Origin of the sequence: Paenirhizobium selenitireducens ATCC BAA-1503, from assembly GCF_000518785.1 — a bacterium.
Taxonomy (GTDB): Bacteria; Pseudomonadota; Alphaproteobacteria; order Rhizobiales; family Rhizobiaceae; genus Allorhizobium; species Allorhizobium selenitireducens.
The window spans coordinates 105209-131617 of the sequence record NZ_JAEG01000011.1 but is presented as its reverse complement, the minus strand read 5'-3'; the positions used below and the strand labels follow the sequence as shown (position 1 = coordinate 131617).

The window sequence follows — 26409 nt, the reverse complement described above, 5'->3', positions numbered from 1 at the left end:
ATGGCACGGGCGCACCAACCGCGTGTCCTGACGATACCGGCCGGGTTGCCCTTCCTCAAGGTGCTGGCAGCGCGGCTGCTCGACGGGACCCTTGCACCCGACTACCGCTACGATCCCGGCGATCCGCTGTCGCTCGCCCGGGTGACGATCCTCGTGCCGACGCGGCGCGCGGCGCGTGTTATGCGCTCCGAATTTGTCGACCTGCTGGGCGGTCGATCCGCCATCCTGCCTATCATCCGTCCGCTTGGCGAAACGGAAGAGGATGGCGGCTTCTTCGAGGCCGATGCGCCGGCGCTGCTCGACCTCGCGCCCCCCGTCAGCGGCACGGTCATGCTGCTGGAACTGGCGCGCCTCATTCTCGCCTGGCGCAATCAACTGCCGGCGATCGTCCGCAGCATTCATGCCGACACCCCGCTTGTCGCGCCGGCGAGCCCCGCCGATGCCGTCTGGCTGGCCCGCGCCCTTGCCGAACTGATCGACGCCGTCGAGACGGAAGGCCGCGACTGGGCGGATCTGGTCAAGCTCGACGTCCGCGACTTTGCCTCCTGGTGGCAGCTGACGGTGGAATTCCTCAAGATCGCCACCGCCTTCTGGCCGGCACGGCTGGAGGAACTGACGCGCTCCTCGCCCGCCCTCCATCGCGACGCGGTGCTGAAGGCCGAAGCGCAGCGTCTTGCCAAGCTTGAGGGCGGCCATCCCGTCATCGTCGCCGGTTCCACCGGGTCAATCCCGGCGGCGGCCGACCTCATCGCCGCGATTGCCGCGCGGCCGGAGGGCGTCGTCGTGCTTCCTGGGCTGGACACCGTGATGTCGCCGGAGGACTGGCTGAAGGTCGGCCTCGAACCGGAAGCCGGCCGGTCGGCCGAACCCGCGAGCCGCGGCCATCCGCAATACGGCCTGTTCCGGTTGCTGCAGCACCTGCAGGTCGACCGGACCGAGGTGGAACCGCTCGGCGCGGCAGACATTGCGCTTGCTGAACGCGCCGAGGTCCTGTCGTGCGCCATGGCGCCGGCCGGTGCGACGGATGCCTGGCAGGCATGGCGGACCGAATTCGGAGACGAACGCCTGGAGCGGGCCTTTGCCGACGTGGCTTTGATCGAGGCGGCAAACGAGCGCGAGGAGGCGACGGCGATCGCCATCGCGCTTCGCCTGGGTCTCGAGCAGCCCGGCGCCGATGGCGGCGAAAGCCGCGTGGCGCTGATCACGCCGGACCGGGCGCTGGCGCGGCGGGTGACCGCCGAGCTCGCGCGGTTCGGCATCATCGCCGACGATTCGGCCGGCACGCCGTTCAGCGCCACGCAGCAGGGCATTCTCACCCAGCTTCTGCTCGAAGCGACCTTGCGCCCCGGCGATCCGGTGCCGCTGGTCTCCGTCCTGAAACATCCCCTCTCCCGCTTCGGCCTGGCGCACGACGCCTATCGCGAGGCGGCCGACGCCCTTGAGATGATCGCCCTTCGCGGCGGTATCCAGACGGTCGACCTCAGCACCCTGCCCGCCCTTCTCGAACAAAGGTTCGCCGAGCAGGCCACCGACCGCCATGCGCCGCAATGGCGTCTCTCGCTGTCGGCCGAATCAATCGAGGGCGCGCGCGACCTGGCCACACGGATATCGCGGGCGGTCGAGCCGCTGGTTTCCGTCTTGGTGCGCATTTCCGACGGACGCGTGCTGACCGACAAGCTGGCGCTCGGCGACTGGGCAGGGCGGACCGGTCGCGTGCTGGAGCAGGTCTGCGCCGACGAGCGTGGCGACCTGTCGGCGCTCTGGTCGGATGAAGCCGGCGAGACGCTGGCCAGCCATCTCGGCGAGATCATGTCGGCGGACGGTCGGATCGAGGCCGACGGGCCGCAATGGATCGATATCTTCGGCGCGCTGACGGCGAGCGAAGCGGTGAAGCCGAAGGCCATGCGGCACCCGCGTGTCTTCGTCTTCGGCACACTCGAGGCGCGGCTGCAAAGCGTCGACATGCTGGTGATCGGCGGGCTGAACGAAGGCTCATGGCCGGGCCAGACCACCAACAATCCTTTCCTGTCGCGCATGATGAAGGCCGAGATCGGGCTGGAGCCGCCCGAGCGGCGAATCGGCCAGCTGGCCCATGATTTCCAGATGGCGAGCGGCACCCGCCATCTCGTCTATGCGCGCGCGCTGCGCCAGGGGTCCGCCCCGACTGTAGCCTCCCGCTGGCTGCAGCGGCTGGTGGCGCTCGGCGGCCGCGAATTCGAAAGCCGGCTCAAGAAGCGCGGAGATGCCTACCGGCACTATGCGGCGATGCTCGACCGCAGCGAAGCCCAGGCCCCGGCGCAGCGCCCCGCACCCAGGCCGCCAGCGGAATTGCAGCCGAAACAATTCTCCTTCAGCGAAGTCGGGGCCTTCCGGCGCGATCCCTATGCGCTCTATGCGCGGCGCATCCTGAAGCTCGACCCGGTCGACGGCTTCAACCAGGATCCCGGTGCTGCCGAGCGCGGCACGCTGTATCACAGGATCGTCGAGCGTTTCGTCAGCGAGGGCCATGATCCGGCCGACCTACGCTCGCTCATCGAGATGCAGCGGATCGTCGACACGCTTTTCGACGCCGAACGGCTGCCCGTCCACATCGACATCGTCTGGCGGCAGCGGTTCGCCAGCGTCGGCCGTGCCTTCGTCGCCTGGGAACGCGAACGGAGGCCGGAGATCCGCAAGACGCTGACCGAGGCGCGTGGGCGCATCGAGCTGCCCAACGGCATCACGCTGACCGGCGTCGCCGACCGCATCGACCTCAAGGGTGCCGGCCATGCCGACATCATCGACTACAAGACGGGGCTGAGCCCCAGCGTTGCACAGGCGCGCAGCCTGCTTGATCCGCAGCTGGCCCTGGAGGCAGCCGCACTGCGTGCCGGTGCATTTCGGGATGCCGGTCGGCTGAGCCCCGAGAACCTTCTCTATGTCCGCCTGAAGCCGGCCGACAGCCTTCTCGTGGACCAGGTGAACAACGAACTCACCGGCCGGGGCGACAACAAGAAGTCGGCGACCGATCTCGCCGATCAATCGATCGAGGAACTGGCGAAGTTCGTCGAGGCGCTGAGAAGCGGCGAACGGGGCTATGTCTCGCGGCTGATCCCGGCCCAGCAGAACGATTACGGCGGCGAATACGACCATCTCGCGCGCGTGGCCGAATGGTCGACCGCCGAAAGCGAGGAGGCCGCCGATGTCGAGTGACGACACGCTTCTGCCTGCCGGCGACGATCCGGCCGAATGGCTCGACTGGACGACGTTGCAGCAGGCGGTCGCCTCCGATCCGGAGCGCTCGGCCTGGGTATCGGCCAATGCCGGATCCGGCAAGACCCATGTCCTGACCCAGCGGGTGATCCGCCTGTTGCTCGCCGGCGCAAGACCGTCCTCGATTCTTTGCCTCACCTATACCAAAGCCGCCGCGTCGGAGATGTCGAACCGCGTCTTCTCCCGGCTTGCCGAATGGGCCACCCTGCCGGACGACGTGCTGGCGGACAGGCTCTATGCCGTCGAGCGCCGCCGGCCGGACCGCATCAAGCTCGCCGAGGCGCGCCGGCTGTTCGCCCGAGCGCTGGAGACACCGGGCGGGCTGAAGATCCAGACCATCCACGCTTTCTGCGAGGCGCTGCTGCACCAGTTTCCCTTGGAAGCCAATGTCGCCGGCCATTTCACCGTGCTCGACGACCGGGCCGCCTATGCGGTCCTTGCCGAGGCACGCCGTACGTTGCTGACCGCAACCTCCGCCGAAGACGATGCCGTGCTGGCCGAGGCCTTCTCGCAGGTTCTCAGCATCGCCGACGAGAGTGGCCTGGAGACCCTGCTTGGCGACCTCGTGGCCAATCGCCACGCGGTGAGAGCCTTCACCCGCCTGGCGGAGAAGGCCGGCGGGGCGGACGCGCTGCTGCGCAAGGGGCTCGGGATCGATCCGGGTGAAAGCGAAGACACCCTGCTGCAACAGAGCTGGCCCCTGCCCTCCCTGCCGGGACCTGTCCTCACGGAGTACATTCTTCTCGCGCGGGAAAAGGGCGGCAAGACGGTCCAAGAGGTTGCCGACCTGCTGGAGATGGCGGCCCACGAGCCCGATCCGCGCAAGCGCATCGATCTCGTCGAGGCGGTCTTCTTCACCAAGGGCGGCAAGCCGAAGGCGGATACCTCGCTGATCGCCGCGGCGATGACCAAGGCGGCGCCGCACCTGCGTGATGCCATGCTCGAAGCCCGGGAGCATTTTGCCGCCCTTCAGGACCGCCTGCGGATCCTGCGCATGTTCCAGGCGACCATGGCCGCACTGATCCTCGCCGAGCGACTCGACGAGGACTACGAGGAGCTGAAGAAGAAGCGCAGCCAGCTCGACTTCGAGGATCTGATCGTGCGCACCGCCGAGCTGCTGCTGCGCAGCGATGTCGGACCCTGGGTGCACTACAAGCTCGACCAGGGCATAGACCACATCCTCGTCGACGAAGCCCAGGACACCAGCCCGGTGCAGTGGTCGGTCATCCGTTCGCTGCGGGAGGACTTCTTCTCCGGCGAGAGCGCGCGCAGCCTGACCCGCACCTTCTTTGCCGTCGGTGACGAGAAACAGTCGATCTATTCCTTCCAGGGCGCGCGCCCGGAACGCTTTTCCGAGGAGGCGTCGGTCACCGCCCGGGCGGTGGAAGCGGGAAGCCAGACCTTCAGCGCGGTGCGTCTGCCGCTGTCGTTCCGATCGACCATGGCGGTACTCTCGGCCGTCGACCAGGTCTTTTCCGTCGCCGACAACGCCCGGGGTCTCAGCGCCGGCGGCGACAGCGTGGTTCACATGTCGAGCCGCATCGGCCATCCCGGCGCGGTCGACCTATGGAACATGATCGCGGCCGAGCCGATCGACAAGACGGAGGACTGGACGGCCCCCTTCGACGCCACGCCGGAAAGCGCGCCGTCGGCGATCCTGGCGCGGCGCATCGCATTTACGATCGAGCAATTGATCGGCAAGGAAACCATCATCGAGAAGGGTAAACGCCGGCCGATACGCGCCGGCGACATTCTCGTGCTGGTGCGCAAGCGCGATAGCTTCGTCAATGCCCTGACCCGCGCGCTCAAACGGCGCAACAATATTCCCGTTGCCGGCGCCGACCGGTTGAAACTCACGTCGCACATCGCCGTGCAGGATCTTCTGGCGCTCGGCCGGTTCATCCTGCTCCCGGCCGACGACCTGTCGCTTGCAGCGCTGCTGAAGAGCCCGCTGTTCAACCACAGCGAGGACGACCTGTTCGAACTGGCCGCCAACCGCCCGGAGCATTGCGGTCTCTGGCCCCATCTCCAGCGCTCGGCAGACGAAGCGCCGGTCCTCTGGAGCGAGACCACTCGGCGCCTGCGGGAGTTTCTGACCCTGTCGCGATCGCTGCCGGTGCATGATTTCTATGCCCGCGTGCTCGGCATGCATGGCGGGCGACGCGCCTATCTTGCCCGCCTCGGCAGCGAGGTGAGCGATATTCTCGACGAGTTCCTGAGCTTCGCGCTCGCCTTCGAGACGGCCGGGCTGCCCGGACTGCAGGCCTTCGTCTCCACGCTCGAGACCGAGGCGCCGGAGGTGAAGCGCGAGCAGGACAAGGATCGCGACGAGGTGCGGATCATGACGGTGCACGCCTCGAAGGGACTGGAAGCGCCGATCGTCTTCCTCGTCGATGGCGGCGGAAAGCCCTTCAACCATAGCCATCTCGCCAAGTTTCGGCTGGTCGAGACCGGTAGCGGCCTGCCGCCCCTGCCGATCTGGGTTCCCAACAAGGCGCTGTCCAATTCGCTGACGGACGCGGACGTCGAACGCCGCAAGCAGATGGCAGAGGAGGAATATCGCCGGCTTCTCTACGTGGCGATGACGCGCGCGGCGGACCGCCTGGTGATCTGCGGCTATCGCGGCGTGCGCGAGCCCGGCGAGATCTGGCACCAGATGATCGCCGATGCCCTGCGCGACAAGGCGGAATACTGCTCGGAAGTCCAGTTCTCCGGTCCGGACGGCGACTGGGACGGCTTGAGCTGGCGGCTGCCGGGCCTCGAGAAGGAATTCGAGACGGAGAGTGCCCGGACCATCGATGCGCTCGACGACGTCCTGCCCGATGCGCTTCTGCGCCCGCTTCCCGTGACCCCGGGCCTGCCTCGGCCGCTCAGCCCCTCCGGCGCCGGCACGATGATCATCGACGAGGCGGATGATGCGCTCGTCACCTCGCCTCTGTTTGCCGAACGCGAATCGGCCGGCATTGCCCTGCAGAAGGGCCGGCTGATCCACCGCATGCTGCAGATGCTGCCGCAGGTTCCCGCAGGGGAACGCGAGCCGGCTGCCAGGCGCTATGCGGCACGGGCGGCACGGTTCTGGCCGTCGACGGAACGGGAAGCCCTCGTCTCGACGATCATGGCGGTGCTCGACCACCCTGCCCTCGGGCCGGTGTTCTCAAGCGACGGTCAGGCCGAGGTCTCGGTCATGGGGAGCTTCATGCTGAACGGCGAAGAACGGGCCGTTTCCGGCCGTATCGACCGCATGGCGGTGGTCGAGGGCCGGGTCGTGCTGGTCGACTACAAGACCAATCGCAGCGCGCCCCGGAGTGCCGCGGAAGCGCCCCTGTCGCACCGCGCCCAGCTCGCAATCTATCGCGAGATCCTGCGGCCGCTCTATCCCGACAGCACCTTCGATTGTCTCCTGGTCTATACCGAGACCGGCACGATCATCACGCTCGACGAGGACACGCTGGCGCAATCGCTTGCCGCGCTCAAGACATCGTGAGATACCGCATATTGAAATCAGGGCCGGATACCATCACATATCTAGTCAAATCCCATTACCGGCAAAGGAGCAGCCCATGGCTACGGTAAAAGTCGACAATTCCAATTTTCAGGCTGAAGTTCTCGATTCGGCAGAGCCCGTGGTCGTCGATTTCTGGGCCGAATGGTGCGGCCCGTGCAAGATGATCGCCCCGAGCCTTGAGGAAATCTCCAACGAGATGGCCGGCAAGGTGAAGGTCGTGAAGATCAATATCGACGAGAACCCGGAAATCGCCGCCAAGTTCGGCGTGCGCTCCATCCCGACCCTTGCCATGTTCAAGGATGGTGAAGTGGCCGACATCAAGGTCGGCGCCGCACCGAAGACCGCGCTGACCAGCTGGATTTCCAGCGCCGCCTGATCGGCCTTGTCGCTGCATTCAAAAAGCCGGGAGAGATCCCGGCTTTTTTCATTTGGGGGGGGTGCCGTTGTCGGCGAGAACATTGCCGACGAGATAGAGCGAGCCGCCGATCAGGATGCGCGGCGCCGGCATGTCGGGATCGATCCGCTCGCAGATCTCCTCAAGCGCCTCGGCCACTGTCGACATGGGCGCAGCTACTAGGCCGGCATCGAAGGCGGCATGGGCCAGCGCCACGGGATCGAGTGCCGCATCCGTGCCGCGGATCGGCACAGTGAACACGTCCTGGGCGATGTCTGCAAAGGCGCGGAAATAGCCAACCGGATCCTTGGTGTTGATCATGCCCGTGATCAGGTAGAGCGGCCGCGACTGGCGCTCCTCGAAACCGGCCATCGCCTCGGCGATCACCTCGCCGGCACCGGGATTGTGGCCGCCGTCGACCCAGATTTCCGCACCCGCAGGAGCATGGGCGATCAGCCTGCCCTCGGTCAGCCGCTGCAGCCGTCCCGGCCATTCGACCGAGGTCATCGCCTTCTCGGCCACGGCATTGGAAACTTCGAAGCCGGCCGCCTTGACGGCACGGATCGCGGCCGCCGCATTGCCATACTGGTGGCGTCCCGGAAGCCGCGGCAAGGGCAGGTCCATCAGGCCGAATTCGTCCTGGTAAACAAGCCTGCCGAATTCCTCATGCGCGCCGAAATCCTGGCCGAACACCGCGTGCGGACATCCCAGCCGTTCGGCCGTCGCCACCAGAACCTCACGGGCGGAATCATATTCCTGCTGGCCGATGACGACCGGATAGCCCTTCTTCATGATGCCGGCCTTCTCGGCGGCGATCAGTTCGACGCGGTCGCCGAGATAGGGCTGATGGTCGAGCGAGATCGGCATGATGACCGATACGGCCGGGGCCTCGATCACATTGGTCGCGTCGAATCGGCCGCCGAGACCGACTTCGATGATCGCCACATCGGCCGGCTGCTCGGAAAAGAGCAGGAAAGTTGCTGCCGTGAGAATCTCGAACACCGTGATCTGCTGACCGCCGTTCGCGTCGGCGATGCGCCTGAGCACGCTGGCAAAGATCTCGTCATCGACGAACTGGCCCGGTCCGCCCTTGACGCCGATTCGGTAGCGTTCGTGCCAGCGCACCAGATGCGGCGAGGTGTGGACATGGACCGAAAGGCCCTGAGCCTCGAGCAGCGCCCGGCAGAAGGCCGTGACCGAGCCCTTGCCGTTGGTGCCGGCCACATGGATGACGGGCGGTAGCCTGTCCTGCGGATTGCCGAGCACCTCCAGCAGCCGCCGAATGCGATTGAGGGATAGGTCGAAGCCCTTGGGGTGCAACCCCATGAGCTCGTCGATTACCTGTTCTGCCTTGCTGAAGGCGGGCTCGGCCATGTTCAAGATTCCGCTGCTTCGCCTCGATCGGCAGAAGGGTTCTGGCTTACGCCGAAACCTTCTGGGGTTCGGCCTTCGCGGCAGGCACAAGGTCGCCGACGCCCACCGGACGCTTCAACATGATCTTCAGCACCCGCGCCAGCAATGACGGGATGTCGTGGCGCTTCGCCACCATGTCGATCATGCCGTGCTCCAGAAGATATTCCGAGGTCTGGAAGCCTTCGGGCAGCTTTTCGCGGATGGTCTGCTCGATCACGCGCTTGCCGGCAAAGCAGATTTCCGCACCGGGTTCGGCAATGTGCAGGTCACCCAGCATGGCATAGGAGGCGGTCACGCCACCCGTGGTCGGGTTGGTCAGGACGACGATATAGGGCAGGCCCGCTTCCTTCAGCATGTCGACCGCGACCGTGGTGCGCGGCAGCTGCATCAGCGAAAGAATGCCTTCCTGCATGCGTGCGCCGCCCGAGGCCGGGAACATGACCAGCGGGCACTTCTCGGCGATCGCGCGCTCGAAGGCCTTGACGATGGCTTCGCCCGCGGCAATGCCGAGCGAGCCGCCCATGAAGTTGAATTCGTGCACGACGGCGACGAGCTTGACGCCCTCGACCGTGCCGACGCCGGCAAGGATCGTGTCCTCCTGGTCGGTCTTCACCCGGCTGTCCTTCAGACGGTCGGCATATTTCTTCGAATCGCGGAATTTCAGCGGGTCCTGCGCCACCTTCGGCTGCGGCAGGGCCTCGTACTGGCCGCCATCGAAAAGATCCGCCAGGCGAGCCTTTGCCGGCATCTTCATGTGATAGCCCGAGGCCGGGATCACCCACTTGTTCTCTTCGAGATCCTTGTGGAAGACCATCTCCCCGGTTTCGGGGCACTTGATCCAGAGATTGTCGGGAACCTCGCGGCGGCCCAGCATGGAATTGATCCGCGGCCGCACGTAATTGGTAATCCAGTTCACTTGGCTAACTCCTGACTGTCCCAGTCCATATGGGAAGACTATTCGGCAGCGGCAAGGCGGGCGGCATGGACGCCGGCCGACAGGCCACGCACGAAGGTGGCGACCGACTGCACCGTATCGGCCGAGGCTTTGCCATCCTTGTCGAGCGAGGTCGCGACCTGATTGACGATCGCGGTGCCGACGACGACACCGTCAGCATTGGCGCCGATCAGGCGGGCGTGCTCGGCGGTCTTGACGCCGAAACCAACGCAGACCGGCAGTTCGGTCTGGCTCTTGATGCGGCCGACGGCACCCGCGATCTTCGACGGATCGGGCAGCGCCGAACCGGTGATGCCGGTCATCGACACGTAGTAGACGAAGCCGGACGTGTTGGTCAGCACCTTGGGCAGGCGCTTGTCGTCCGTCGTCGGCGTCGTCAGGCGAATGAAGTTGATGTCGCGCTTGCGAGCCGGGAGGCACAGTTCATCGTCCATTTCGGCCGGCAGGTCGACGATGATCAAGCCGTCAATGCCGGCTTCGAGCGCGTCATCGAGGAAGCGTTCGACGCCATAGACGTAGACCGGATTGTAGTAGCCCATGATGACGATCGGGGTCGTGTCGTCACCCTTGCGGAATTCGCGGGCCATCTGCAGCGTCTTCTTCATCGTCTGGCCGCCCTTGAGCGCACGCTGGCCGGCCATCTGGATGGCCGGGCCGTCGGCCATCGGGTCGGAAAACGGTGCACCGAGTTCGATGACATCGGCGCCGGCGCCGGGCAGCGCCTTCATGATTTCCAGCGAGGTTTCGTAGTCCGGATCGCCGCCCATGAAATAGGTGACGAGCGCCGGCCGGCCCTCAGCCTTCAGTGCGGCGAATTTCTTGTCCATACGAGCGGTCATGTCAGAGCCCCATACCGAGAATCTTGCCGACGGTGAAGATATCCTTGTCGCCGCGGCCACAGAGATTCATCACGATGATCTGGTCCTTGTCCATCTTCGGCGCGCGCTTGATGACTTCGGCAAGCGCATGGCTCGGCTCGAGAGCGGGAATGATGCCCTCGGTGCGGGTCAGCATCTGGAAGGCGGCCAGCGCCTCGGTGTCCATGATCGGCACGTATTCGACGCGACCCTGGTCTTTCAGCCAGGAATGCTCCGGACCGATGCCCGGATAGTCGAGGCCGGCCGAGATCGAATGGCCTTCCTTGATCTGTCCGTCGCCATCCTGCAGCAGGTAGGTGCGGTTGCCATGCAGGACGCCCGGCGAACCGGCCGTCAGCGAGGCGCAATGCTCTTCGCCGTCGAGGCCCTTGCCGCCAGCTTCAACGCCGACGATCTTGACCGACGCGTCGTCGAGGAAGGGATGGAACAGGCCGATGGCGTTCGACCCGCCACCGACGGCCGCCACCAGCATGTCCGGCAGCCGACCTTCGGCCGCCATCATCTGTTCGCGGGTTTCGCGGCCGATGACGGACTGGAAGTCGCGGACCATTTCCGGATAGGGGTGCGGACCGGCAGCGGTACCGATCATGTAGTAGGTGTCGTCAACGTTGGTGACCCAGTCGCGCAGCGCCTCGTTCATCGCGTCCTTCAGCGTGCCGTGACCGGAGGTCACGGGCCGCACTTCGGCACCGAGAAGCTTCATGCGGAAAACATTCGGCGCCTGGCGCTCGACATCGGTCGCGCCCATGTAGACGACGCAAGGGATGCCGAAGCGTGCGGCAACGGTCGCCGAGGCGACCCCGTGCTGGCCGGCGCCGGTCTCGGCGATGATGCGGGTCTTGCCCATGCGCTTGGCCAGCAGGATCTGGCCAAGGCAGTTGTTGATCTTGTGGCTGCCAGTATGGTTCAGTTCGTCGCGCTTGAAGTAGATCTTCGCGCCACCCAGCTCTTCCGTCAGCCGTTCGGCGAAGTAGAGCGGGCTCGGACGGCCGGTATAATGCGTATTGAGATGCGTGAGTTCGGCCTGAAATTCCGCATCGGTCTTCGCCTTTTCCCACTCGGCCTGCAGGTCGAGGATCAGCGGCATCAGGGTCTCAGCGACAAAGCGGCCGCCGAAGATGCCGAACAGGCCGTCTTCGTCGGGTCCTTCTCGGAAGGAATTGGGTCTCGGTGTCTCGTTCACTGTGCGCTCCCTGAAACCGGCTCGCGAACCGAAGCCCGTTCGACTGCCGCGAAAAACTCGTCCATCTTATCCAGATCCTTGACGCCCGGTGCACTCTCCACGCCGGACGACACATCGATGCCGCGCGCGCCTGTTTCCCGCAGCGCATCGGCAATGTTGTCCTTGTTGAGCCCACCGGAAAGCATGTAATCGACATCGGCGTCAAGCGTTCGCAGGACACGCCAGTCGAACGACACACCGTTGCCGCCCGGCAGATCGGACCCCGCCGGCGGCTTGGCGTCGAACAGGAACCGATCGGCAATACCGATATAGGGCTCGATCCGCTTCAGGTCATCGGGCTCGCGGATGGAAAATGCCTTCATCACCGGAAGGCCGGTAACGGCCTTGATGGTCAGCACCCGCTGCGGGCTCTCCGCACCATGGAACTGCAGGATGTCCGGCCGCACGAGCGCGATGATCTCGTCGAGATCGTCATTGTCGGCATCGACGGTAACGGCGACGATCTTGGCCCGTCCCCTCGCCCGATCGGCCAGTATGCCGGCGAGGTCCGGCTCGATGTTGCGCGGGCTTTTTCCGAAGAAAATGAAGCCGACATGCGTCGCGCCCCGCTCGACGGCGCGATCCACCGCCTCCGGCGTCTTCAATCCGCAGATCTTGATATCGGGTCTCATGGCTGCGGAAGTCGCACGAAAACGCAAAAGAGTCGAGCCAATTTGCGACGCGGCCGGTTCGTCCCGACGACTTCAATCGAAGTCGATGGCGTGGAGCTTCGTGCCGTGGCGCTTCAGCCAGGTCTTGGCGGTATCCATGTGCGGGCAGAGATCACGACACAGCGACCAGAAGGCCGGTCCGTGGTTCATCTCCCTGAGATGGGCGACCTCGTGCGCGGCCAGGTAGTCGATCACCGGCGGCGGCGCCATGACGATGCGCCAGGAGAAACTCAGGGCTCCGTCCCAGGAACAGGAGCCCCAGCGGCTGCGGGTATCCTTCATCGTCAGCGATTTGTACGGACGTCCGACAGCCTTGGCATGGCCGGCGACCAGAACCTCCAGGTCACGCCGCGCCTCCTTTTTGAGAAAATCGCCAATCCGACGTCCAAGATGTTCTTCCATGCCGCTGACGCTCAGAACTGGGCCGATCTCGGAATCGATGGCCTCAGTCAGGCCGCGCAACCGGCCGGAGTGAATGATGCGATGGGGCACGCCGCGCAGCAGGATTTCGCCGCCGTCCGACAGGCGTGTGTCGGACGCAAACTTCGCAAGCTTCACTTCGAGCCAACCGCGATGGCGTTCGAGGAAATCGGCGATTTCACGTTCCCTGAGACCCGGCGGAACTGTCATCTTGAGACCCCGGCCGCCCGGCTCGATGCGCAGCGTGATGCGCGTGGCGCGCGGGTTGCTGCGGATCACCAGCGGCATCTCGCGACCACTCACCGCGAGAACGCGGCTCGAAGTCGCCGGCGCCTTTGCCCGGGCCGTCTTCTGCAGGAAGGAAAACATGGGTCTCGTCTTAGCCGATTCGCCGATTGCGCGCATGAAAAAGCCGGCACCCCAAGGTGCCGGCCGATTGCAGTCCGGAAGGATCAGACGCCGGAGGCGCCGGAGGTCACGTCGCCGTTGCGACGTTCGGCGGCACGTTCGCGCATGAAGCGGTCGAATTCTTCCTGATCCTTGGCGCGGCGCAGCTCGCGTGCATACCGGTCGAAGTCGGCGCGCATCTCGTCGAGCTTGCGGCGTTCCTCTTCCAGGCGGTCGAGTTCGGCCTTGCGCCAATCGTCAAAGGCCACATTCCCGGTCGTGAAATGCGCGCCGCGGAATCCGCCGCTGCGGCATTTGCTGAAAAGGCCGTCGGCCGTCTGGTTGGCGCTCTGCTTGAAGGAGCGGAACCGATCGCCAAAGACAATATAGGCCAACATGGCCAGACCAAGCGGCCAGAACACCATGAAGCCGAGCACCATCAAGGCAACAGTCGCCGGCGTCCAATCCGGCCGAAGCAATGCTGACTGGTTCATCATCGATTACCCTCGCTTTCGTCGGCGGCGCTATGCCATCCGATGAAATCGATGTGGGAAACGCCCCCCTTGGGTTCAAGGAGAGCGTTTTCGCAATCGGCTAATGTACTGAAACGCTCACGAAAAACGTGAGTGGTCAGGCGGACTTGCCGCCCTTGATAACCCGCTTCACCGGGCTCTGCTTCACGCCTCGGCTCTGCTGGGTCGCAAAGGCGATGATGCGCGGGGCGATTTCCTTGCGGAACCGCGAACCGTTGAACACGCCGTAGTGCCCGACATCAGGCTGCAGATAGTGCATGCGCTTGTCATCGGGAATGTTCGGGCAGATGGTCTGGGCCGCGCGCGTCTGGCCGACACCGGAGATGTCGTCATTCTCGCCTTCGACAGTGAGCAGCCCGACATTGCGGATCGCCTTGGTATCGACCAGCTTGCCACGATGCAGCATCTCGCCTTTCGGCAGCGAATGCTTGATGAACACGGTATCGACCGTCTGCAGGTAGAACTCGGCGGTCAAGTCCATCACGGCCAGGTACTCGTCGTAGAAGTCGCGGTGCTTTTCGGCCGAATCCCCGTCATTCTTGACGAGGTGCATGTAGAATTCCTTGTGGGCGATCATGTGCCGATCGAGGTTCATCGACATGAAGCCCGACAATTGCAGGAAGCCCGGATAGACAGAGCGCATGAAGCCCGGCTGCGGCCAGGGGACGTTCATGACGACGTTGTCCCTGAACCAGTCGAGCGGCTTGTTCTGGGCAAGCTCATTGACGGCGGTCGGATTGATGCGGGTATCGATCGGTCCGCCCATCAGCGTCATCGACGCCGGCGCGAGCGGATCGCCATTGGCCTCCATCACGGCCACGGCCGCAAGAACGGGGACCGAGGGCTGGCAGACGGCCACCAGGTGCGTGTCGGTACCGAGATGACGGACCATCTCGATCACGTAGTCGATGTAGTCGTCGAGATCGAAACCACCATCCGTGACCGGGACCATGCGGGCATCGATCCAGTCGGTGATATAGACGTCGGCGTTCTGCATCAGCGCTTCGACGGTTCCGCGCAGCAACGTCGCATAATGGCCCGACATCGGCGCCACGACCAGGATGCGCGGACCCGGCGCCGTACCGGCCGGCAAATCGCGGTGAAAATGGATCAGGTTGCAGAACGGCTTCTGCCAAACGATATCCTCGCGGACAGCGACGGTTTGGCCATTCACCGTCGTGGTGGGGAGACCGAATTCCGGCTTGCCGTAGCGACGCGTCACGCGCTCGAACACTTCAAGCCCCGCTGCCATCGTCCGCCCGACCACCGTGTGGGACAGGGGATTAAGCGGATTGCGGTAGGCGAGCCGCATGGCATCGGCGGTGGCCCGGAAGGGAGCCATGACCGCATGGTTCATTTCATAGAGCTGGTAGAACATGAAATTTCGCCGCCTTTTCGTTTCCGCTGTGTCGCGGTTTGCCAGTCGATCTTTAAAACTAGCAGAGTTTGGTTAATTAGGAACTTCTTTGTTCATGCTTGCCCCCCTGATATCAGGGGATGGAGCACGATACGCTTCGAACTGACAATTGCACGAAGGCGTTAAAGTTCCACGGGCGAAGCTGGTTAACATTCCTGCCTTGTCTCATTCGGTCGGTCGCCTGGCTCGAAAGTGCACCTTGCAAGCAGAGGTCCGGCTCATATCTAACCTTTGTCGCAGTCGCCAGATCGCACTGGCCTGTCCACCGCATTCCCACCCGGAGCTCTCGTCCCCATGACCACAAGCAATAGCCGCTCATCCGAATTCGACATCGATCCGATCTTCCTCGACCGATGGTCGCCCCGCGCCTTTACCGGCGAAGCGATGGACAAGACCGTGCTGTTGACGATTCTCGAGGCTGCCCACTGGGCGCCCTCCGCCAGCAACTACCAGCCCTGGCGCTTCATCTACACATTGAACACCGCGCCTGACTGGGAACGTTTCGTCGGCCTGCTCAATGAATCGAACCAGGTTTGGGCGAGGTCCGCATCAGCACTGGTCTTCCTGTTTTCCGATAGCTTGAGCCGCAGGGATGACGGATCGGAGCCGAAGCCGCTGCGCAGCCACAGCTTCGACACAGGCGCCGCCTGGGCGATGCTGTCGCTGCAGTCACTGCGCTCCGGCTATCTCGCGCATGCCATGGGCGGCGTGGATTTCGACAGGGCCATCGATGCGCTCGGCGCGCCGGCGGGCTTCCGTGCCGAGGCCGCAGTGGCCATCGGCAAGCGGTCCAACCCGGCCGACCTGCCGGATCACCTCAGGGCACGCGAGGTGCCTAACCGCCGTAAGAACCTCTCCGAGGTCGCTTTCGCCGGCGCGTTCCCCCGCGGCTAGTAAACACGAATTAACCAAATGTTTCACGTGAATCACTCCTTAGCCGGATTCACGTGAAATTCCTCAGATGTCGAGGTTGGCGACGCTCAAGGCATTTTCCTGGATGAACTCGCGGCGCGGTTCAACCTCGTCGCCCATCAGCCGCGCGAACAGGCTATCGGCATCGGTTGCATCGTTGACCCTGACCTGCAGCAGCGAGCGGACGTTCGGATCGAGCGTCGTTTCCCAGAGCTGCTCCGCATTCATCTCGCCGAGACCTTTGTAGCGCTGCATCGTCAGGCCCTTGCGCCCGACGGCGAAGATGGACGAGAGAAGTGCGCGCGGGCCTGAGATCTCGTTCTTCTCTTCCTTGCGCTTCAGGATCGGCGGGACGCCGTAGATGTCGTGAAGGCGGTTATAGAGCTGGTCGATGTGGCGCGCATCGGCCGAGCCGATCAGGGCGACATCGAGGTTGGCCGTCTCCTTGACGCCGCGCACCATGCGCTCGAAGCGCAGACCGCCCTCCTCCGTCACGTGTCCGCTCCAGCCGCGTTCCGTCTCTTCGGCGATCAGGTCGAGGCGCTTGGCCACGTCGGCGGCCGTCGCTTCCGCCCGTTCGCGGTTGTCGGTGAGTTCCGGATTGAGCGCGCCGGAAATCGCCGCCTGCTCGATGACGTTGCGGTTGTAACGCGAATGCAGGTTTTCGATCAGTGTGCGCAGGCGCAGGGCGTCCTGGATGACCTCGCGCAGATCGTGGCCGGCGCGGACTTCGCCATTGCCGAGCGTGAGTGTCGTGTCCTCGAGACCCATGGAGATCAGATAGTCTTCCAGGGCCTGCTCGTTCTTCAGGTACTGAACCGACTTGCCGCGCGCCACCTTATAGAGCGGCGGCTGGGCAATGTAGATGTGCCCGCGCTCGATCAGTTCCGGCATCTGGCGGAAGAAGAAGGTCAAAAGCAGGGTGCGAATATGCGCGCCGTCGACGTCTGCGTCCGTCATGATGATGATCTTGTGGTAGCGCAGCTTGTCGGCGTTGAACTCGTCCTTGCCGATCGAGGTGCCGAGCGCGGTGATCAGCGTGCCGATTTCCTGGCTCGACAGCATGCGGTCGAAGCGGGCTCGCTCGACATTGAGGATCTTGCCGCGCAGCGGCAGGATCGCCTGGCTCTCGCGCGAGCGGCCCTGCTTGGCCGAGCCACCTGCCGAGTCACCTTCGACGAGAAAGAGTTCGGATTTCGACGGATCGCGTTCGGAACAATCGGCGAGCTTGCCGGGAAGCGAAGCGATGTCGAGGACACCCTTGCGCCGCGTCAGCTCGCGGGCGCGCCTTGCGGCCTCGCGCGCGGCCGCCGCCTCGACGACCTTGCCGACGAGGATCTTCGCTTCGGCCGGATGTTCCTCCAGCCAGGTGCTGAGCGCTTCGCTCACCAGGCTTTCGACCACGGGGCGGACTTCGGAGGAGACCAGCTTGTCCTTGGTCTGCGACGAGAATTTCGGATCCGGCACCTTGACCGAGAGCACGGCGGTCAGGCCTTCGCGGCAGTCGTCGCCGGTCAGGCTGACCTTTTCCTTCTTCATCACGCCGGAACTATCGGCATAGGAAGTGATCTGGCGGGTCAGCGCGGCGCGGAAGCCGGCCAAGTGGGTACCGCCGTCGCGCTGCGGAATGTTGTTGGTGAAGCACAGCATGTTCTCGTGGTAGCTGTCGTTCCACCACATGGCGACTTCGACGGAGATGCCGTCCTTCTCGCTGCGGATCGCCACCGGCTTTTCCACGAGGGGCTTCTTGGCCCGGTCGAGATAGACGACGAAGGCTTCGAGGCCGCCGTCATAGACCATCTCTTCCTGGCGAATGTCGGAATGCCGCTTGTCGGTCAAAAGAATGCGGACACCGGAATTGAGGAATGCGAGCTCGCGCAGGCGGTGCTCCAGCGTGCCATAGTCGAAATCGATATTGGTGAACGTCTCGGGGCTCGGCAGGAAGGTGACTTCCGTGCCCGAGCGGCCCTCATATTCGCCGGTCACCGCCAGCGGCGCGTCCGGCACGCCGTGGGTGAAGCTCATTTCGCAGATCTTGCCGGCGCGGCGGATCTTCAGCTTGAGCTTGACCGAAAGCGCGTTCACGACCGAGACGCCGACGCCGTGCAGACCGCCGGAGACCTTGTAGGAATTCTGGTCGAACTTGCCGCCGGCATGCAGCTGGGTCATGATGACCTCGGCAGCCGACACACCCTCGCCGGTGTGGATGTCCGTCGGAATGCCGCGGCCGTTGTCGGTGACCGTGACCGAGCCGTCGGCGTTGAGCGTCACCGTGACGATGTCGGCATGGCCGGCCAGCGCTTCGTCGATCGCGTTGTCGACGACTTCGTAGACCATGTGATGCAGGCCGGAACCATCGTCGGTATCACCGATATACATGCCGGGGCGCTTGCGGACGGCGTCCAGCCCCTTCAGCACCTTGATCGAATCCGCGCCATATTCGGCTGATGCGGCGTTCTCGGCGATCGGTGTGTCGGTCATTCAGCAATCTTTCCAGTCATATATTCAACAGGCCTGATCCACGAATCAGCGGGTTCGGGCGAATGGACTATAAGAGGTTTGAGGCAAGTTCCAAATGCGGGATCCGCAAATCCCGTGGATATGCGGCCCTTCTCGGGCCATCAGGCAGGTTTTCCCGCTCCCTCGAGCAGGTTTCTCAAATCCCTTACCACATCCGGGGTGAGGACGCGAATCTTCCGCGCCAGGTCGTTCGCCAGCGCGGTATATTCGGCCGGCATTCCGGCCGTATCGATCACCACGCGAGGATTGGAGGCGTCGGCCACCATGAACAGATCTTCGGCCTCGTCCCAGATGATGTTGAAGTAACCGGCCACGCGCTGCAGGAAGTCGAAGTTCGGCCGCCCACGTCGGCCATGTTCCAGCGCCGAGAGATAGGCCGGCGAGACGCCGATGGCCGCCGCCATCTCCTTCTGCGATACGCCCTTCCTCTCACGAAGACCGCGCAGGGCCTCGCCGAACGGGGTCATCGCCGATCCCCCGCGCTGCGCGACAGGCGCACGTAGAGAGCCCCTTCGCCACCATGCTGCCGCGCCGCATTTTCATAGGAAGAGATGAGATAGCGAAACTCGGTCTTCGAGAACCACAGAGGAACGGCCCGCTTGAGGGCGCCATCGCTGCCGAGCGAGCTCCCCTTGCCGGTGATCACCAGCACATGGCGCAGGCCGCGCTCATGCGCCCTGATCAGGAAGTCGAGGAGGATACCATGCGCCTCGCTCTGGATCAGCCCGTGCAGGTCGATGCGGGCCTCCAGCGCCAGGTGCCCGCGCGACAGTTTGCGCTTGACCGGCTTCTCCAGCGGATGATGCACGCCACCCGGCTTCTTTTGCGGCTCGGTTGGTGCAGCCTGCCCCGAAGGGTTCAAGGCCGGCAATTGCAGGCCCGGCGCCGCAACCGGTTCTGCGAACTCTTCCTCGAACTCCAGAAGATCCTCGAGACGGCCGGGCATGGGTCGGGTGGAGCGCGCGACCTTGCCCCACAAGATGCGATCTTCCGCGTTGAGTTTGCCTCTGCCCGTCAATAGCCGAACCTCGATGCCGCCTGCTTCGGGACGAGTATATAGAAATCGGCCGCATTGCGCACGGCGCCCGCCAACTCACCAGCCTCGTCGCCGGAGCCGGTGAAGATGTCGCCCCGGGCCGGGCCGACGATCGCCGAACCGGTCTCGAGCGCCAGCATGAGCCGCGCGAAGGGCTTGCCTTCATCCAGCCTGGTCAGGCTCTCCGAATGAATGAAGAAGGGATAGCCGAAGCTATGGATCAGCCGATCGACAGCCAGAGAGCGCGCCGCGATCAGCGGCACCTTTGCCGCGGCAATCGGCCCGAGGCTCGTATCCTCGACCTCGGCCTCGCGGAAAAAGATGTAGGAACGATTGTGCCAAAGCAGCTCGTCGACCTCATCCGGATGGGCGGCCAGCCAGGCGCGGATCGCCTGCATGGAAATCTCGGCCATCGGGATCTCGCCGCGATCGACCAGCAGCTTGCCGATGGCTGTGAACGGATGGCCGGCCTTCGCCGCATAGGTGATGCGCTTCAGCCGCCCGTCCGGAAACCGTAGCCGGGCCGCGCCCTGGACATGGGTAAAGAAGACATCGACCTTGGACTTCGCCCAGGCGATCTCGAGACCTCGCCCTTCGAGATAACCCTGATCGATAGCCCGGCGGTCGGGATAGGCGGCAATGCCATCCTCGGTCTTGCGGCCGAAGACATAAGTCTCGTCGAGATCCGCCGGTCGGTTGGCGTCGTTGAGATCGATCAGATCGGCCGGCCGGCGATAGAAGGGAAAGCGGTAAACCTCGTCGAGTTCAGCGGCGACCTCGACCTCCGGTTCGTAAAAGGCGGTGACGAAGCCACGCGCGCCTTCATCCGGTTCAATGAGAAATGGCCGACACTCCGCCTCGAAGAAGGCGCGGGCCGCCGCGGCATTCGTCGGCATCGCCAGCGCCGCCGCGTCCAGCAGAGGCATCAGGTCGTCAGAGGACAACCCGCTTTCGCCGGTGCGGTACGGCTTTACGCTAAGGATATGTTCGCGGCATCTGGCGAGCGCCGGGAAAAGCGGGGTGGGATCATCCTCGTCCCAGCCGGGCAGAGCATCGAAGCCGACCCGCCGGAGACGAAAACCCATGATCTCTTCCCTCACGCGTCGGCTTCGGTCGCAACCAGTTTCCAGTTGGGGTCGCGCGAGCGAACATCGCGGGCGAAGGTCCAGAGATCGTTAACCTCGGTGACCTGCTCGGCGTCGCCGTCGATCAGCGCGCCGGCCTTGTCATAGGTCGCGGTGATCAGCTGGCAGATGATGCGAACGGTGATCTGTTCCTCGTTGTCGCGCACCACGGCCTGGGTGATCTCGGCCCTCTCGATACCGACGAAGGTGGACTTCACCACTTCACCGCGCGATTCGCGGTCGGCGATCACCGTCTCGAATCCTTCGAGCACGTCGCGCGACAGCAGGCTCTTCAGCGTCTTGCGGTCACCATCTGCAAAGGCCATGACGATCATCTCGTAGGCCATGCGCGCGCCGTTGAGGAACTCCTTGGGATTGAAGCCCGGATCATACTGTATCAGTTCGCGCAGCGACGTGTTGAGCGGCGTTCCCGGCTTGGCAAAGGCGTCGATCGCGGCAAAGCGCTCCTCGCCGCCTGCCTCGTCACGCTTCGGCAGGGTCACGACCTTGCCGTCGTCACTGCCTGGACCCTTCGCCAGATCCCGCGGGCTATAAGGATCGAACGGCGGCTTTTCGTTGCCTGTCCGCCGACCCAGCACGCTGCGCAGCTGCAGGAAGATCAGGACAGCCGCGACAAGAAAGAAGAGAGTGACAAAATCGTTGGATCCCATGGCAATCGGTCGGCCTTGTTTAAATTCTCGGTCGTGTCACCCATATAGTCTGCGAATGCTGATCATTCAAATGGCCATTCGGCTTTCTTTGATATGCCGATTCATCCCTTTCCTCGTGTCTCACCCGCAGGCGCGAATTCTGACCGGAGTTTTTTCATGCGCATGCCGCTGGCGATCCTGCTCTTCCTGCCGCTCGCGGAGATCGCCGCCTTCGTCGTCGTCGGCAGATATGTCGGCGTTCTTGCGACCCTCGGCCTGACGGTCCTGGCCAGCATTGTCGGCCTTCTTCTGCTGCGCGTGCAGGGAGCCGGCGTATTGCGGCGGCTGCAAACCGAAAGCCAGAAGGGCACGGATCCGGCACGCGAGATCGTGCATGGCGCAATGATCGTCATCGCCGCCTTCCTGCTGATCATTCCCGGTTTCATCACCGACGTCGTCGGCATTCTCCTCTTCGTGCCGCTCGTTCGCGATTTTGCCTGGTCGCTGGTCAAGCCGCATGTGACCGTCATGCGCGAGAGCCGCTTCTCCTATCGATCGTCGTCAAAAGGCCCGGCTTCGCCACGCTCCACCGTCCTCGACCTTGATGAGGAGGATTACCACCACGATCAGAACCCTCAATCGCCGTGGTCGGTCGATGACGGGCGAAAGGACTGAGACACCCGCATAGGCCCTCCTGCGCGAGGGTTGTAAGGCCCGTGGTGAAATGTTAGATGGCCTCACCAAATCCAGCCGCGAGGAACGCCCTATGGCCATCGACGATCAGGGAACTGCAAGCCCCTCCCTCAATATTCTTGCTCAGTACATCAAGGATCTTTCCTTTGAAAATCCCGGCGCGCCGCGTTCGCTGCAATCGCGCGACAAGGCCCCGGCGATCAACATCAATGTGAACGTCAATGCCAATCCGCTGTCGGAAACCGATTTCGACGTCGTGCTCGCGCTCAATGCCGAAGCCAAGGAAGGCGACAAGGTTCTGTTCGCGGCCGAGCTCGTTTATGGCGGTGTGTTCCGCGTCACCGGCTTCCCGCAGGAACACATGCTGCCGGTCCTCTTCATCGAGTGCCCGCGCCTGCTCTTCCCGTTCGCCCGCCAGATCATCGCCGACGCGACCCGCAATGGCGGCTTCCCGCCGCTACTGATCGACCCGATCGACTTTGCCCAGATGTTTGCCCAGCGCGTCGCCGAAGAGCAGACCCGCGCCAAGGTCCAGGCCGTGCCGAACTGATCGCGGCATATCTTCGAGGAAATGCAAAAGGCCCGGTCAATCCGGGCCTTTTCTTTATTGCGCTTCGTACTTGGTCCAGATCGCCTTCTGGCCCAGGCGGGCAACAAGCCCGGCATGGCCCTCGATCTCCGCCGCGGAAATCCGCGGTGGCAGCGGACGCGGGCGCTCGTAGCTGATCTCGACCACCTCGCTTTCCGACCCGGCCCCGGCGCGGCTGCGCCCCTGGTCGGTGGGCATCAGGCCGAAGGCCGCCTGCCGGCCGCCGAGCATCTCGATATAGACCTCGGCCAGAAGCTCGGAGTCGAGGAGTGCACCGTGCTTGGTGCGGTGCGAATTGTCGATGCCGTATCGACGGCATAGCGCATCAAGCGAGTTCGGTCCCATCGGATGCTTGCGGCGGGCCAGCGCCAGCGTATCGATCACCAGTTCGCCCGGCACCGGCGGGCGGCCGAGCCGCTCGAACTCCGCATTGATGAAGCTCATGTCGAAGCTGGCGTTGTGCGCCACCCAGCGTGCGCCGTCGAAGAATTCCAGCAACTCGTCGACGATCCGGTCGAAGGTCGGCTTGTCCTTCAGGAAGTCGTCGGTGATTCCGTGGACGGCGAGCGCATCCGGATGGACGCGCCGGTCGCCGGGATTGATATAGACATGGAAGCTGCGCCCGGTGGGAAAATGGTTCAGGAGTTCGATGCCGCCGATTTCGATCACCCGGTCGTTCTTGAATTCGAGGCCGGTGGTTTCCGTATCGAAGATGATTTCACGCATCCCGTTTTCTCTCTTTTTCGGCCCTGAGTTCGGCGATGATTTCCGTGACGCGATTTCGCGCCGCCTCGATGCCGCTGCCGGTGTCGATGATGAAATCGGCGCGCGCCCTCTTTTCAGCATCCGGCAACTGCCGCGACAAGATCATTTCGAACTTCTCGGGCGTCATCCCCGGTCTTTCGAGCACGCGCTTGCGCTGGATGTCGGCATCGCAGCTGACGACGACGATGTGATCGACCCGCTCCTGGCCGCCAGTTTCGAACAGCAAGGGAATGTCGAGCACGACGAGGTCGGCGCCAGCCACCCGCTGCGCCTCGAGGAACTGCCGTTCACGCTTCCGGACCAACGGATGGACGATCGCCTCAAGCTCCCTGAACTTAGCCGGATTCTTTGCCAGAGTCTGCGCGAGCACCGCGCGATCAACGATGCCGTCCCGCACAGCTTCCGGAAACGCCGTTCTAATCGGCGCCACGGCCTCGCCGCTATAGAGATCATGCACGACCCGGTCCGCATCGTTGACCGGAATGCCTTGCTCGGCAAACAGTCCTGCCGTCGTCGACTTTCCCATTCCGATCGATCCGGTGAGGCCAAGCACGATCATGCATGCGCCTCCATGTCGGCGATGATCAGCGCGCGCAGGGTGTCATCGACCACAGGTCGTTTTCCGAACCACTTCTCGAATCCCGGGACCGCCTGGTGCAGGAGCATGCCGAGACCGTCAACGGTGGTCAGCCCTACCCTCTCCGCCTGTTCAAGGAAGGATGTCTTGAGCGGCACATAGACGATGTCGGTGACCACAGCGCCGGGGGCCAGGGTATCGAACGGCAGTTGCGGCGCGGGCTCGCCGCCCATGCCGAGCGACGTAGTGTTGACGAAGAAGTCCGCCTTCCTCATCACTTCGTTGAGGTCCGCCATGGCATGGGCGTGCACCTTCGGTCCAAAGCGATCAGCCAGTTCTTGCGCCCGGTCGAGGGAGCGATTGACGACATGGATCTCGGAAAAGCCGCGCTCGCGCAACGCCTGGATGATGGCCCGGCTTGCACCGCCGGCGCCGAGCACGACGGCCCTTCCGCCGCGATCCCAGCCGGGACGACAGTCGTCGAGATTGGCGGTGAAGCCGATGCCATCCGTGTTGGTCGCCTTGAGCTTGCCGTCTTCGAGCCACAGCGTATTGGCGGCACCGAGTTCATCGGTCAGTTCATCGGTGTCGTCGGCCAGCCGGTAAGCCGCTTCCTTGTGCGGGATGGTGACGTTACCGCCGCAGAAAGGTAGGTCACCGCTTTTCAGGCCTGCGATGAAATCGGCGAAGGCCTCCGGGGCGACATCGACCTTTTCGTAGCCGCCGGCAATGCCGAGCGTCTTCAGCCAGTAGCCGTGGATGAGCGGCGAGCGCGAGTGCTTGATCGGGTAGCCGACGACAAAGGCGTGATGGTTAATTGTTTCACGTGAATCAGACATCGAGCTCCCCGAGCATCCGCAACTGTCCCAGCAGCGGCAGAAGCGGCAATCCGAGAATGGTGAAATAGTCACCGGAGATGGAATTGAATAGCTGGATTCCTATCCCTTCGAGCTGGTAACAGCCGACGCTCTTCATCACGTCGTCGCGGCAGCGGACCAGGTAGTCTTCGAGGAAGGCGTCGGAAAATTTGCGCATGGAGAGATCTGCCGTCGACAGGTGCCTCCAGATCTCCCGCCCATCGCGCACCAGAACGACGCCGCTGTTCAGCCGATGGGTCTTGCCCCGCAGCAGCCGGAGATTGGCGCGGGCCGCGTCGCGATCCGCCGGCTTGTGAAAGACCTGCGATCCAAGTGACATGGTCTGGTCGCAGCCGATGACGAGCGCATGCGGAAAACGGCTACTCACCTCCAGCGCCTTGCTGGACGCCAGCTCAAGCGCGAGCTCGCCCGGTCCGAGGGCCCGATGTTCGATCTCCCGCTCCACGGCTCTTTCGTCGATCTGCGCCGCAATGGCCTGGAAGTTCAATCCGGCGTTTTCCATCAGCATGCGGCGTGATGGGCTCGCCGAGGCAAGCACGAGCGTTTCGGCCATGGCGATCGCATTCTCCGAAGCAGTGTATCCGTTGGAATCGGCTTAACGCAGCTTCACCCGAAGGGCAACGATGGCCGCGGCCGTTTCCTCGATCGAGCGGCGCGTCACATCGATGATCGGCCAGTTGTTGCGGGCACACAGCGCGCGGGCATATTTCAGCTCCTCCGCGATGGTCGCCCGGTCGGTGTAATCGCTTCGGTCGTAGCCCGGCGTCGATCCGAGCTCGCGGTTTTCCCGCACCTGGGAGATACGGTCGGTGGTGGCGATCAGGCCGACGATCAGCGGGCGCTTGGCCCGCATCAGGCTTTCGGGCAGCGGCACGCCGACGACGATCGGGATGTTCGCCGTCTTGATGCCGCGGTTCGCCAAATAGATGCTGGTCGGCGTCTTCGACGTCCGGCTGATGCCGATGATGACCACGTCGGCATCGTCATAGTCGTCCGGCGCCTGGCCGTCGTCGTGGTCCATGGTGAAGTTGAGCGCCTCTATGCGGGCGAAATATTCGGCATTGAGCACGTGCTGGGCGCCGACCCGGCCCCGCGACGGCGCGCCGAGATAGGTCTGGAATTTTTCGATCACCGGGGCGAGCACGTTGACGCTCGGCACGCCCATTTCCCGGCAGGTGGTTTCGAGCAGGTTGGCGAGATCCGGATCGACGATCGTATAGAGGACGATGCCCGGCGCCTCGTCGATCGCCTGGAGCACGGGAAGCAGCTGACGCTTCGAGCGGATCAGCGGATAGACATGCTCGATCGCGTTGGAAAACTTGAATTGCGCGGCAGCGGCCCGACCGGCGGAAATGAGAGTCTCTCCCGTCGAGTCAGAAATCAGATGGAGATGAAAGAAGTTTCTGCGGTTCTCCACGTTCTTCTCGGCCGCCTGTTGATAAATCGGGACAAGGAGAGGTAGCGGCGGCGAAGGCCTGAGGGCAAGCGGAAAAGTGCCGACTTATCCACATCGGCCTCTGTGCTGGTCCCTTTCCTGCGCGCATGTGGATTGTGGTAAGAAGCCGCAGCTCTCCGAATTTCTCCACAGTCTGTCCACAGGCAACGAGATTTTCAGGTG

Annotated in this window: 24 protein-coding genes; 6 read left to right on the top strand and 18 right to left on the bottom strand. The window is 63.8% G+C overall.

Annotation, left to right across the window (positions count from 1 at the left end):
• The 3 genes from addB to trxA all read left to right on the top strand — a co-directional run bounded on the left by addB (position 1) and on the right by trxA (position 7133).
• Positions 1-3192, top strand: a complete 3192-nt coding sequence (gene addB / locus L867_RS0116420) for a double-strand break repair protein AddB (RefSeq protein ID WP_028737893.1) — start codon at positions 1-3, stop codon at positions 3190-3192.
• The gene (gene addA, locus L867_RS0116415; RefSeq protein ID WP_028737892.1) at positions 3182-6736 is read left to right on the top strand and encodes a double-strand break repair helicase AddA; all 3555 of its coding nucleotides are present in this window, start codon (positions 3182-3184) and stop codon (positions 6734-6736) included. The genes addB and addA overlap by 11 nt, the downstream gene beginning before the upstream one ends.
• 76 nt (positions 6737-6812) lie before the next feature.
• Entirely contained in the window at positions 6813-7133 is a 321-nt protein-coding gene (trxA, locus tag L867_RS0116410) for a thioredoxin (protein ID WP_028737891.1), read from the top strand.
• A 48-nt stretch (positions 7134-7181) separates the two neighbouring features.
• On the opposite strand, the gene L867_RS0116405 is transcribed toward trxA, so the two are convergent.
• The 8 genes from L867_RS0116405 to L867_RS0116370 form a co-directional block, all read right to left on the bottom strand.
• A complete protein-coding gene (locus tag L867_RS0116405) occupies positions 7182-8525 on the bottom strand; it encodes a bifunctional folylpolyglutamate synthase/dihydrofolate synthase (RefSeq protein ID WP_408605989.1) in 1344 nt (447 codons plus the stop codon).
• Positions 8526-8571: 46 nt separating this feature from the next.
• Positions 8572-9480 carry an acetyl-CoA carboxylase, carboxyltransferase subunit beta gene (gene accD / locus L867_RS0116400; RefSeq protein ID WP_028737889.1) on the bottom strand — a complete coding sequence of 303 codons (909 nt, stop codon included), beginning with the start codon at positions 9478-9480 and terminating at the stop codon, positions 8572-8574.
• Between the two features lie 38 nt (positions 9481-9518).
• Positions 9519-10358 carry a tryptophan synthase subunit alpha gene (gene trpA, locus L867_RS0116395; RefSeq protein WP_028737888.1) on the bottom strand — a complete coding sequence of 280 codons (840 nt, stop codon included), beginning with the start codon at positions 10356-10358 and terminating at the stop codon, positions 9519-9521.
• A 1-nt stretch (position 10359) separates the two neighbouring features.
• Positions 10360-11580 carry a tryptophan synthase subunit beta gene (trpB, locus tag L867_RS0116390; RefSeq protein ID WP_028737887.1) on the bottom strand — a complete coding sequence of 407 codons (1221 nt, stop codon included), beginning with the start codon at positions 11578-11580 and terminating at the stop codon, positions 10360-10362.
• Positions 11577-12251 carry a phosphoribosylanthranilate isomerase gene (locus L867_RS0116385; protein ID WP_028737886.1) on the bottom strand — a complete coding sequence of 225 codons (675 nt, stop codon included), beginning with the start codon at positions 12249-12251 and terminating at the stop codon, positions 11577-11579. Before L867_RS0116385 ends, trpB begins: the two co-directional genes overlap by 4 nt.
• 72 nt (positions 12252-12323) lie before the next feature.
• On the bottom strand, positions 12324-13079 hold the full coding sequence (locus L867_RS0116380; protein WP_028737885.1) for a M48 family metallopeptidase: 756 nt from the start codon (positions 13077-13079) through the stop codon (positions 12324-12326).
• A gap of 83 nt (positions 13080-13162) precedes the next feature.
• Complete coding sequence (locus tag L867_RS0116375; RefSeq protein ID WP_028737884.1) at positions 13163-13591, bottom strand: DUF2852 domain-containing protein; 429 nt, start codon at positions 13589-13591, stop codon at positions 13163-13165.
• Between the two features lie 136 nt (positions 13592-13727).
• Complete coding sequence (locus tag L867_RS0116370; protein ID WP_028737883.1) at positions 13728-15008, bottom strand: polyhydroxyalkanoate depolymerase; 1281 nt, start codon at positions 15006-15008, stop codon at positions 13728-13730.
• A 333-nt stretch (positions 15009-15341) separates the two neighbouring features.
• On the opposite strand from L867_RS0116370, the gene L867_RS0116365 reads away from it, so the two are divergent.
• Positions 15342-15941, top strand: coding sequence for a nitroreductase family protein (locus L867_RS0116365; RefSeq protein ID WP_028737882.1), 600 nt, complete (start codon positions 15342-15344; stop codon positions 15939-15941).
• 63 nt (positions 15942-16004) lie between these two features.
• Here the strand turns inward: L867_RS0116365 and gyrB are convergent, their stop codons facing one another.
• From gyrB to L867_RS0116340, 5 genes are all read right to left on the bottom strand, one after another.
• Positions 16005-18440, bottom strand: a complete 2436-nt coding sequence (gyrB, locus tag L867_RS0116360) for a DNA topoisomerase (ATP-hydrolyzing) subunit B (RefSeq protein WP_028737881.1) — start codon at positions 18438-18440, stop codon at positions 16005-16007.
• A 140-nt stretch (positions 18441-18580) separates the two neighbouring features.
• Positions 18581-18946 (bottom strand): helix-turn-helix domain-containing protein, encoded by a 366-nt coding sequence (locus tag L867_RS0116355; protein ID WP_028737880.1) that lies wholly within the window; start codon positions 18944-18946, stop codon positions 18581-18583.
• Complete coding sequence (locus L867_RS0116350) at positions 18943-19497, bottom strand: Smr/MutS family protein (RefSeq protein WP_028737879.1); 555 nt, start codon at positions 19495-19497, stop codon at positions 18943-18945. The genes L867_RS0116355 and L867_RS0116350 overlap by 4 nt, the downstream gene beginning before the upstream one ends.
• Positions 19494-20600: a murein transglycosylase A gene (mltA, locus tag L867_RS0116345; protein ID WP_037173641.1), complete on the bottom strand. Its 1107-nt coding sequence runs from the start codon at positions 20598-20600 to the stop codon at positions 19494-19496. Before mltA ends, L867_RS0116350 begins: the two co-directional genes overlap by 4 nt.
• An 11-nt stretch (positions 20601-20611) precedes the next feature.
• The gene (locus L867_RS0116340) at positions 20612-21310 is read right to left on the bottom strand and encodes a Tim44/TimA family putative adaptor protein (RefSeq protein WP_028737877.1); all 699 of its coding nucleotides are present in this window, start codon (positions 21308-21310) and stop codon (positions 20612-20614) included.
• A 156-nt stretch (positions 21311-21466) separates the two neighbouring features.
• Between L867_RS0116340 and L867_RS0116335 the strand changes: the two genes are divergently transcribed.
• Together L867_RS0116335 and secB are read left to right on the top strand one after the other, a co-directional pair.
• Complete coding sequence (locus tag L867_RS0116335) at positions 21467-21964, top strand: FxsA family protein (RefSeq protein WP_028737876.1); 498 nt, start codon at positions 21467-21469, stop codon at positions 21962-21964.
• Positions 21965-22055: 91 nt separating this feature from the next.
• On the top strand, positions 22056-22532 hold the full coding sequence (secB, locus tag L867_RS0116330) for a protein-export chaperone SecB (protein WP_028737875.1): 477 nt from the start codon (positions 22056-22058) through the stop codon (positions 22530-22532).
• Between the two features lie 54 nt (positions 22533-22586).
• Here the strand turns inward: secB and dnaQ are convergent, their stop codons facing one another.
• From dnaQ to L867_RS0116305, 5 genes are read right to left on the bottom strand one after another with little or no spacing between them, the layout of a single operon-like run.
• On the bottom strand, positions 22587-23297 hold the full coding sequence (gene dnaQ, locus L867_RS0116325) for a DNA polymerase III subunit epsilon (protein ID WP_028737874.1): 711 nt from the start codon (positions 23295-23297) through the stop codon (positions 22587-22589).
• Complete coding sequence (coaE, locus tag L867_RS0116320; RefSeq protein ID WP_028737873.1) at positions 23290-23895, bottom strand: dephospho-CoA kinase; 606 nt, start codon at positions 23893-23895, stop codon at positions 23290-23292. The genes dnaQ and coaE overlap by 8 nt, the downstream gene beginning before the upstream one ends.
• Positions 23892-24752, bottom strand: a complete 861-nt coding sequence (locus tag L867_RS0116315) for a shikimate dehydrogenase (protein WP_028737872.1) — start codon at positions 24750-24752, stop codon at positions 23892-23894. The genes coaE and L867_RS0116315 overlap by 4 nt, the downstream gene beginning before the upstream one ends.
• Positions 24745-25344 carry a Maf-like protein gene (locus L867_RS0116310; protein ID WP_028737871.1) on the bottom strand — a complete coding sequence of 200 codons (600 nt, stop codon included), beginning with the start codon at positions 25342-25344 and terminating at the stop codon, positions 24745-24747. The genes L867_RS0116315 and L867_RS0116310 overlap by 8 nt, the downstream gene beginning before the upstream one ends.
• A 42-nt stretch (positions 25345-25386) precedes the next feature.
• Entirely contained in the window at positions 25387-26208 is an 822-nt protein-coding gene (locus tag L867_RS0116305) for a pyruvate, water dikinase regulatory protein (RefSeq protein ID WP_028737870.1), read from the bottom strand.
• Between the last annotated feature and the right edge of the window lie 201 nt (positions 26209-26409).